An 8,897-nucleotide genomic window follows, 5' to 3' on the forward strand; every position below is an offset into this window, starting at 1 on the left:
GCCTGCGGCCGCGCGCGCGCTTCCTGGCGCGGGTGGTGGTGGGATCGGACCCGGTGCTGCAATTGACGGGCGTGATCCCGGCGGCGCGGCAGGCGCTGGCGCGCGCCGGCTTGAGCCTGGATGACATCGACTGGATCGAGATCAACGAAGCCTTCGCCAGCGTGGTGCTGGCCTGGCAGCGGGAGCTGGGCGCGAACCTGTCGCGCGTCAATCCCTGGGGCGGGGCGATCGCTCACGGCCATCCGCTGGGAGCCACCGGGGCCGGTCTGATGGCCAAGATGCTGACGGGGCTGGAAGCCACCGAAGGCGAGCTGGGCATGCAGCTGATGTGCATCGGCCACGGCATGGCCACGGCCACCATCATCCAGAGGCTGTGACCGGACATGGAGAAACTGCGGGAGGCTGCGCAAGGCCGGGACGAGGGCTCGGAGTCCGAACGCCGGCGCGAGGTGATCCTGACGGCGGGCCAGCTGTTCTGCAAGCACGGCTATGAGCGCACTACCGTGCGTGAACTGGCGCGGGCGGTGGGCTTGCAGTCGGGCAGCCTGTTCCATCATTTCCGCAGCAAGGAAGAGATCCTGGTGGCGGTGATGAACAACGGCATCCAGGAAGTGATCGACGACGGCGAACGGGCGCTGGCCTGCTACCAGGCGCCGGCGGACCGGTTGGCGGCACTGTTCCGCGTGCATATGGGTAGCATGCTGCACGGCGCGGGCGGGGATGCCATGAACGCGCTGGTGTACGAATGGCGCAGCCTGTCCGAACCCAGCCAGGCCGTCGTGAAGTCGCTGAGCGACCGCTACGAGGCGATGTGGCAGGAGGTGGTCGCGGCCGCCGTGGCGGCAGGGCTGCTCCAGGGCGATGCGCGGGTCATCAAGCGTTGCGTGCTGGGCGCCATGAACCTGACGGTGCAGTGGTACAAGCCCGGGGGCCGCCTGCGGCCCGCCGAGTTTATCGATGCAATGCTGCAGGCGTCGCTGCCGACGCTGCCGCCGGGGGCGGGCAGGTGGCCTTTGTAGCCAGGGCGGGAGCCCGAGGGCTCAGCCCCGGCGCTTGAGGAACGCGCCCACGGCGCAGGCGATGGCCAGCGCCAGCAGGGAGCCGGACACGGGCAGCAGAAAATCCGCCTCGCCGTGATAGCCGCCGCCGGTGACGCCGCCGGCCACGCTGCCCATCCACAACAGGGCCGTCAGCAAGGATGCGACCACGGAGATCGTGGCGGCGATGCACAGGGCGATAAAGACCGGCCGGCGCGGCCGCGCCGGCTGATATGAGGCAGCCGGCTGGAGGCGGCGGGGTTGCTTGATCCAGTAGACCAGCCCCGCCACGACCAGCAGCAGCATCAGGATCTTGAAGATCATGACGCCAGCCGCCGTTTAGTCTTCACGGCGCAGGTGCGGGAACAGGATGACGTCGCGGATGCTGGGGCTGTCGGTCAACAGCATGACCAGGCGGTCGATGCCGATGCCGCAGCCGCCCGTCGGAGGCATGCCGTATTCCAGGGCGCGGATGTAGTCCGCGTCGTAGAACATGGCTTCCTCGTCGCCGGCGTCCTTGGCTTCGACCTGCGAGCGGAAGCGCTCGGCCTGGTCTTCGGGATCGTTCAGCTCCGAGAAGCCGTTGGCGATCTCGCGGCCCGTCATGAAGAGCTCGAAGCGCTCGGTGATGCCCTCGCGGGTATCGGAGGCGCGCGCCAGCGGCGAGACTTCCACCGGGTAGTCGATGATGTAGGTGGGGTTCCAGAGCTTGGCTTCGGCGGTCTCTTCGAACAGGGCCAGCTGCAGCGCGCCCAGTCCGGCGCGCGACAGCACCGGGCCGTCGGCGTCGGCGCCCAGCTTCTTGAGTTCGGCGCGCACGAAGGCCGCATCGTCCAGTTGCGCCTGGGTGTAGCCCGGGGCGTACTTGAGGATGGCTTCGCAAATGGTCAGGCGGTCGAACGGCTTGGACAGATCGAGTTCGCGTTCGCCGTAGGTCAGCACCGCGCTGCCGGTGGCCGAGATGGCGGCCTGGCGGATCAGTTCTTCCGTGAAGTCCATGAGCCAGCGGTATTCCGCGAAGGCCGCATAGAATTCCATCATGGTGAATTCAGGATTGTGGCGCGGGCTCACGCCCTCGTTGCGGAAGTTGCGGTTGACTTCGAAGACGCGCTCGAAGCCGCCGACGATCAGGCGCTTGAGGTAGAGCTCGGGCGCGATGCGCAGGTACATTTCCATGTCCAGCGCATTGTGGTGCGTGACGAAGGGCTTGGCCGCCGCGCCGCCCGGGATCGGGTGCAGCATGGGGGTTTCCACTTCGAGGAAGCCGGCGTTCAGCATGAACTGGCGGATGCTGCCCACGGCCTTGCTGCGCGCCTCGAAGGTGCGGCGCGTGGCATCCGTCATGATGAGGTCGACGTAGCGCTGGCGGTAGCGCAGTTCCTGGTCGGCCACGCCGTGGAACTTGTCGGGCAGCGGACGCAGCGACTTGGACAGCAGGCGGGCGCTGGCGGCGTGCACCGACAGCTCGCCCTTGTTGGTCTTGAAGACCGACCCTTCGATCGCGATGATGTCGCCGATGTCCCATTGCTTGAACGCGGCGTAGCTGTCTTCGCCCAGGGTGCCGCGGTCCAGGTAGATCTGGATGCGGCCGGTGCTGTCCTGCAGCGTGGCGAAGCTGGCCTTGCCCATGACGCGCTTGAGCATCATGCGGCCGGCGACCTTGACGGTGACGGGGTTGGCGGCAAGAGCTTCCTGCTCCTGGCCGTCGTACTTGTCATGCAGGGCGGCGGCGCGGGCGTCGGGAACGAAGTCGTTGGGGTACGCGACCCCGGTTTCGCGCAGTTTGGCCAGCTTGGCGCGCCGTTCGGCGATCAAGCGGTTTTCGTCCTGGGCGGGCGCCGGAGTGGTCGAGTGGTCGGTCATGGTCGGGGAATCAGTCGTAATTGCGGATGTCGTCGATCTCGGTGGTGCCGAAATCTTCGCGATCCAGGTAGGCGAGGATGCGGGAGGCCACGTTGGCGGGCGAGGACAGCTTGCCGGTCGCGTGGAACTCCTGGAACTTGGCCAGCGCCGGGAAGCTTTCCGGATCGCTGGAACGGATGGCGACCTGCATGTCGGTGTCGACGATGCCAGGGGCCAGCGCGACGATGCGCGCGCCGTCGGCGCCTTGCTCCGCCTTGACCACGCGCGAGTACATATCGAGCGCGGCCTTGGTGGCGCAGTAGACGCCCCAGCCGGCGTTCGGGTTGCGGCCCGCGCCGGAGGAGATGTTGAGCACGCGGCGGTCGGCCTTGATGTCCTCGACCGCGGCCAGGAAGCGCGCCGTGAGCAGCATCACGGCGCTGACGTTCAGGTTGAAGGCGGTGGCGATGGCCGCGCCATCGACCAGCGCGTCGGTGCCGGCGACGGGGTGCACGGTGCCCGCATTGTTGATCAGCAGATAGCGGCGGGCGTCACGCGGCAGCGACGCGCAGATGCGCTGCGCGGCCGTCTCGGCCGCATTCAGGTCCGAGAGGTCCACGGACAGCTGTTCCAGCTGCGCGTCCTGCGAGCGGGCATAGGCAGCCAGCTCGGGATCTTCCCGGCGCGCCAGGGTGATCAGGCGGGTGCCCGGTTTGGCCAGGCCGCGCGCCATGGCGGCGCCGATGCCGCGCGATGCGCCGGTGAGAATTACGATGGTGTCGGACATTCGTGAACCTCTGGATGCGTTGAGGGGGAGTATCGCGAAATTTAGATGCCTTGCTTCAGGCTGGCCTGGATGAAGGGATCCAGGTCGCCGTCCAGCACCTTCTGGGTGTTGGAAATTTCGACGTTGGTGCGCAGGTCCTTGATGCGGCTCTGGTCCAGCACGTAGGAACGGATCTGATGGCCCCAGCCCACGTCGGTCTTGGAGTCTTCCAGCTTCTGCTGCTCGGCCATGCGGTTGCGCATTTCCAGTTCGTAGAGCTTGGACTTCAGCATCTGCATGGCTTCAGCGCGGTTGCGGTGCTGCGAACGGTCGTTCTGGCACTGCACCACGATGCCCGTGGGAATGTGGGTCAGGCGCACGGCCGAATCGGTTTTGTTGATGTGCTGGCCGCCCGCGCCGGAAGCACGGTAGGTGTCCACGCGCAGGTCGGCGGGGTTCACTTCGACTTCGAAGGATTCGTCGACTTCGGGATAGACGAAGACGCTGGCGAACGAGGTGTGGCGGCCGCCCGAGGAATCGAACGGGCTCTTGCGCACCAGGCGGTGCACGCCGGTTTCGGTGCGCAGGTAGCCGAAGGCGTACTCGCCTTCGATCTTGATGGTGGCGGACTTCAGGCCGGCGACGTCGCCGTCGGATTCTTCCAGCACTTCGGCCTTGAATCCCTTGCGCTCGGCGTACTTCAGGTACTGCCGCAGCAGCATCGAGGCCCAGTCCTGCGCTTCCGTGCCACCGGCGCCGGCCTGGATGTCCAGGAAGCAGTTCAGCGGATCGGCCGGATTGGAGAACATGCGGCGGAATTCCAGCGCTTCCAGCTTTTCCTGGAAGGCGTCGGCGTCCTGCTCGATGGATTCGAGGGTGGCGTCGTCGTCGTCCGAGGCGGCGAGTTCGAACAGTTCGTTCGAGTCGGCCAGGCCCGAGCCCAGGGCGGTGAGCGTTTCCACCACGTCTTCCAGGGCTTTCTTTTCACGGCCCAGGTCCTGGGCGTGCTTGGGGTCGTTCCAGACCGCCGGATCTTCGAGTTCGGCGTTTACGACTTGCAGGCGTTCAGCTTTGGCATCGTAGTCAAAGATACCTCCGTAGAGCCTGTTCGCGCTCCGCGTAATCGGCGAGGCGGGCTGCGAGCTGGTTCTGACGTTCGGCTTCCATGATGATCCTGTCCTGATGACTTTTGTGCGAAACCAAACATTTTACCGTGCTTGGGGCATGTGCGCGGCCGCCTTCGGCAAGAAGGGGGACGGATCGCTTCGCGGCCGATCCAGCAGGCAAATTCAAGTTGTTCAGTTTTTTGTCAACTAAGGGGTTCTAGGCTGCGGATGGCGGCTTGGCCGTTCCTGATCGGAACGGCATGGGCCGCAATGGCGCCGGCGAGCAGCCGGCCTATCCCGACAGAGGAATGGAGACACAGATGGACAATGCGATGGCCCCCGGGGTTTCGCCGGCGATCCCGGCGACAGAGGAAGACCGGATCTACCGCAAGGTAGGCTGGCGGCTGGTGCCGCTATTGGTGGTGTGCTATGTCGTGGCCTACCTGGACCGCGTGAACGTGGGGTTTGCCAAGTTACAGATGCTGCAGGAGCTTCAGTTCAGCGAAACCGTATACGGGCTGGGCGCGGGCATCTTCTTCATCGGTTACTTCATTTTCGAGATTCCCAGCAACATCATCCTGCACAAGGTGGGGGCGCGGGTCTGGATCGCCCGCATCATGATCACCTGGGGGATCATTTCCGCCTGCATGATGTTCGTGACCAGCGTGCATATGTTCTACGTGCTGCGCTTCCTGCTGGGCGCGGCGGAAGCCGGATTCTTCCCGGGCATCATCCTGTACCTGACCTACTGGTATCCGGCGGCCCGCCGCGGCCGCATCACGACCTTTTTCATGACCGCGGTGCCCATGTCCGGGCTGATCGGCGGCCCGATCTCCGGCTGGATCATGAGCACCTTCCACGGCGACCACGGGCTGTCGGGCTGGCAGTGGCTGTTCCTGCTGGAGGGGATTCCGTCGGTGCTGATCGGCGTGCTGGTGCTGATCTATCTGGACGACCGCATCAACAAGGCCAAGTGGCTGACCGCCAATGAAAAGGCCGTGCTGATCCGTAATATCGCGGCCGAGGAACAGCAGAAGGAAGATCCGCCGATCCGCGCCGCGCTGGCCAAGCCGCGCGTGTGGGCGATGGCGCTGATCTACTTTTCGTTCGTGATGGGGCTGTACGGCGTGGGCTTCTGGATGCCGACCCTGATCAAGAGCACGGGCGTGCAGAGTCCGCTGGCGATCGGCCTGTTGACGGCGATTCCGAACCTGTTCGCCGTGATTGGCATGATCCTGATCTCGCGCAACTCCGACCGCCTGCGCGAGCGCCGCTGGCACGTGGCGCTGCCTGCGCTGTTCGGCGCCCTGGGCCTGCTGTTCTCGGCAATCTGGAGCGGCAACACGGTGCTCGCGATCCTGGCGCTGACGGTCGCCAACATCGGCATCTGCACGGTGCTGCCGCTGTTCTGGAGCCTGCCCACGGCCTTGCTGGGCGGCACGGCCGCGGCGGCCGGCATCGCGCTCATCAATTCGGTGGGCAACCTGGCCGGCTTCGTCAGCCCGTATCTGGTGGGCTGGCTCAAGGACATGACGGGCACCACCAATACGGGCCTTTACATGCTTTCGGGCTGCCTGGTGGTGGGCGCGCTGGTTGCCTTGGCGCAGCCAGCGAAGCTGGTCAACAAGTAGCCCGGGCGCCGGGCGGGCGGCCTGGGACAGGTACCCAGGTCCGCGCCGCACGCGACGCACCATGCGTGATCGAGGCTCCCGCCGATGGCGGGCCTCAGCCCGCGTGCTCGATGACCAACTGCACCGACACCATCCCGTTCCACACGTTCTGCTCCAGCCGGTAGGCGGCCTGGATGTGTTCCGGCAACGACTGGTCATGACCAAACCAGATGGCGTCGAAGCGCTGGTGGCCGCGTTCCAGCGACAATTTCAAGTGCTTTTCCCCGACCAGGCGCTGGTTGCGAACCACGAACTCGTCGAGGAACAAGGGGGCGGCGAAGCCGGCGCCCCAGACTTGCTGCTGCAGCATGCCGGCCACGTCAGCGTTGGCATAGCCCGATTCCAGCGAGCCATCGGTCTCGATCACCGGCTCGAAGGTATCGCGGCCGGTCAGCTCGCGCACGGCGGCGTCGAAGGCGGGGGCGAAGGCGGCGAAGTCGTCGCGCCCCAGGGTCAGGCCGGCCGCCATGGCGTGGCCGCCGAACTTGCGGATCAGGTTGGGATGGCGCTTGGACACCAGGTCGAGCGCGTCGCGCAGGTGCACGTCGGGGATCGAGCGGCCGGAACCGCGGATTTCGTCGTCGCCCGCAGGCGCGAAAGCCAGCGTGGGACGCCAGAATTTTTCCTTCAGGCGCGAAGCCACCAGGCCCACCACGCCCTGGTGCCAGCCCGGGTCGAACACGCAGACCGTGGCGCCTGCGGCCGCGTTCGGCTCTTCCATGGCGGCCAGTGCCTGTTCGCGCATTTCGGCTTCGATCGTGCGGCGTTCGCGGTTGATATTGTCGAGCTCGCGCGCCAGTTCCAGCGCTTGCGCCTCGTCGTCGGTGGTGAGACAGGCGATGCCCAGGCTCATGTCGGCCAGGCGGCCGGCCGCGTTGATGCGGGGGCCGAGCGCAAAACCCAGGTCGAAGCCGTTGGCCGCGCGCGGCTCGCGTCCGGCCACGGCGAACAGGGCGCGCAGCCCGGGTTGCAGGCGGCCGGTACGCATGCGCTGCAGGCCTTGCGTGACCAGCAGGCGGTTGTTTGCGTCCAGCTTGACCACGTCGGCCACCGTGCCCAGCGCCACCAGGTCGGACAGCGCGTCCAGGCGCGGGCCGCCATCGGCCGCGTAGACACCGCGCCGACGGAGTTCGGCGCGCAGCGCCAGCATCATGTAGAAAATGACGCCCACGCCCGCCAGGTTCTTGGACGGAAAGCCGCAGCCGGGCTGGTTGGGGTTGACGATGGCCAGGGCCGCCGGCAGCGTGTCGCCCGGCAAATGGTGGTCGGTGATGACCACGCCGATGCCGGCGTCATTGGCCGCGGCCACGCCGTCCACGCTGGCGATGCCGTTGTCGACCGTGATGATGATGTCGGGCTTGCCGGCGCGATGCCGGACCGCCAGGTCGACCACGGCGGGCGACAGGCCGTAGCCGGTTTCGAAGCGGTTGGGCACCAGGAAGTCCACATCGGCGCCCATGGCGGACAGCGCGCGCAGGCCGACCGCGCAGGCGGTGGCGCCGTCGCAGTCATAGTCGGCCACGATCAGCAGCTTCTTGCCCGCCTGGATGGCGTCGGCCAGCACGCCGGCGGCATGAGCCGAATGCGTCAGGCCTGTGGGCGGCAGCAACGATTTCCAGGCGAGTTGGGTTTGATCGGGATGGGTGACGCCGCGGGCGGCCCACAGGCGGGCCAGCAGCGGGTGGATGCCCGAGGCTTCCAGGATGTGGCAGGCTTGCAGGTCGGGCGTGCGGACGGTTAAGCGGGGTGAGACCACCAGGCGCTCCAGTTTTTCTTGGGCGCGGGCAGCAAGCCGAGCAGGCCCCCGCGCGGTTTCAGGGTAAGGGCGACCTTGCGGTCGTCGCCCAGCAGCAGCAGTTCGGCGGGCGCAGCGGGCAGGCCGTGCTTGCCGGCCAGGGGGCGCAGATGCTGTGCATCCAGCGCGGCCAGGGCGTCCAGCCAGGCGGCCCAGTCGCCAGCGCGCTGGGGGGCGTCCAGATTGGTGTACACCTGCGCCGGGGCCGGCTGGGACTGCGTCCAGGGCGTGCCGCCGCCATACAGCCACAGCGCGTTGACGGGCGGCAAGCCGCGCGCCGCGCGGGCGTCGTTGACCGGGTGTTCGTGCCAGGCCATCTGTATTTCATTGAGCAGCCGGCGCCAGGGGCGCGCTTCCGCGTCCTGGCGCCACCAGTCGTTCAGGCGCTGTCCGGCCACGGCCAGCGGGCTGGCGGTCTGCGGGCGCAGGCCGTCCGGCAGGCGCAGGCGCCAACGCTCGGGCGAGAGCGCCTCCACCGCGAAACCCGTGCCTTCGAACAGGGGGCGGGCGGTGTCGAGCAGGGCGGCTGTTTCCTCGGCGCGCAGCTCCATCAGGCCGGGATCCAGCAAGGTGGCCTGGTCCGTGCCCAAGGCCAGATGGACCAGCTCGGCCAGCCAGACGGGGCCGCTGCTTTCGGCTTGCGCCCCGGCCAGGAGCGGGCCCAGCCCGGCGCCGGGCGGC

General features: G+C 67.2%; 8 protein-coding genes and 1 pseudogene. 3 read left to right on the forward strand and 6 right to left on the reverse strand.

Translation table 11 applies throughout. The features are described from left to right. Window positions 1–377: pseudogene (locus tag VIR09_RS03575) on the forward strand (steroid 3-ketoacyl-CoA thiolase); the annotation flags it as partial. 6 nt (window positions 378–383) lie between these two features. Next, the gene (locus tag VIR09_RS03580; RefSeq protein ID WP_414639379.1) at window positions 384–1,019 is read left to right on the forward strand and encodes a TetR/AcrR family transcriptional regulator; all 636 of its coding nucleotides are present in this window, start codon (window positions 384–386) and stop codon (window positions 1,017–1,019) included. A gap of 21 nt (window positions 1,020–1,040) precedes the next feature. Here VIR09_RS03580 and VIR09_RS03585 read toward each other — a convergent pair whose 3' ends face one another. The 4 genes from VIR09_RS03585 to prfB form a co-directional block, all read right to left on the reverse strand. Beyond that, window positions 1,041–1,361: a preprotein translocase subunit TatB gene (locus tag VIR09_RS03585; RefSeq protein ID WP_332011627.1), complete on the reverse strand. Its 321-nt coding sequence runs from the start codon at window positions 1,359–1,361 to the stop codon at window positions 1,041–1,043. A gap of 15 nt (window positions 1,362–1,376) precedes the next feature. Continuing rightward, complete coding sequence (gene lysS / locus VIR09_RS03590) at window positions 1,377–2,900, reverse strand: lysine--tRNA ligase (protein WP_332011628.1); 1,524 nt, start codon at window positions 2,898–2,900, stop codon at window positions 1,377–1,379. A gap of 10 nt (window positions 2,901–2,910) precedes the next feature. After that, window positions 2,911–3,666 (reverse strand): SDR family oxidoreductase, encoded by a 756-nt coding sequence (locus VIR09_RS03595; protein WP_332011629.1) that lies wholly within the window; start codon window positions 3,664–3,666, stop codon window positions 2,911–2,913. A gap of 41 nt (window positions 3,667–3,707) precedes the next feature. Next, window positions 3,708–4,812 (reverse strand): peptide chain release factor 2 gene (gene prfB, locus VIR09_RS03600; RefSeq protein WP_148260614.1). Its coding sequence is split into 2 segments (ribosomal slippage): window positions 3,708–4,730 and window positions 4,732–4,812, totalling 1,104 coding nucleotides; the frame shifts between segments, so codons are not numbered across the junction. A gap of 259 nt (window positions 4,813–5,071) precedes the next feature. On the opposite strand from prfB, the gene VIR09_RS03605 reads away from it, so the two are divergent. Continuing rightward, window positions 5,072–6,382, forward strand: a complete 1,311-nt coding sequence (locus VIR09_RS03605) for an MFS transporter (RefSeq protein ID WP_414639380.1) — start codon at window positions 5,072–5,074, stop codon at window positions 6,380–6,382. A gap of 94 nt (window positions 6,383–6,476) precedes the next feature. Here VIR09_RS03605 and recJ read toward each other — a convergent pair whose 3' ends face one another. Both recJ and VIR09_RS03615 read right to left on the reverse strand, forming a co-directional pair. Beyond that, a complete protein-coding gene (gene recJ, locus VIR09_RS03610) occupies window positions 6,477–8,177 on the reverse strand; it encodes a single-stranded-DNA-specific exonuclease RecJ (RefSeq protein WP_332011630.1) in 1,701 nt (566 codons plus the stop codon). Beyond that, the coding region (locus VIR09_RS03615) for a hypothetical protein (protein WP_332011631.1) at window positions 8,159–8,897 on the reverse strand (739 nt) is incomplete at its 5' end. The genes VIR09_RS03615 and recJ, both read right to left, overlap by 19 nt.

The organism is Achromobacter sp. (assembly GCF_036567245.1).
Taxonomy (GTDB): Bacteria; Pseudomonadota; Gammaproteobacteria; order Burkholderiales; family Burkholderiaceae_B; genus Achromobacter.

Coding starts and splice junctions, on each gene's coding strand:
- VIR09_RS03580 (WP_414639379.1), top strand. CDS start 384: ATGGAGAAACTGCGGGAGGCTGCGCAAGGCCGGGACGAGGGCTCGGAG.
- VIR09_RS03585 (WP_332011627.1), bottom strand. CDS start 1,361: ATGATCTTCAAGATCCTGATGCTGCTGCTGGTCGTGGCGGGGCTGGTC.
- lysS (WP_332011628.1), bottom strand. CDS start 2,900: ATGACCGACCACTCGACCACTCCGGCGCCCGCCCAGGACGAAAACCGC.
- VIR09_RS03595 (WP_332011629.1), bottom strand. CDS start 3,666: ATGTCCGACACCATCGTAATTCTCACCGGCGCATCGCGCGGCATCGGC.
- VIR09_RS03605 (WP_414639380.1), top strand. CDS start 5,072: ATGGACAATGCGATGGCCCCCGGGGTTTCGCCGGCGATCCCGGCGACA.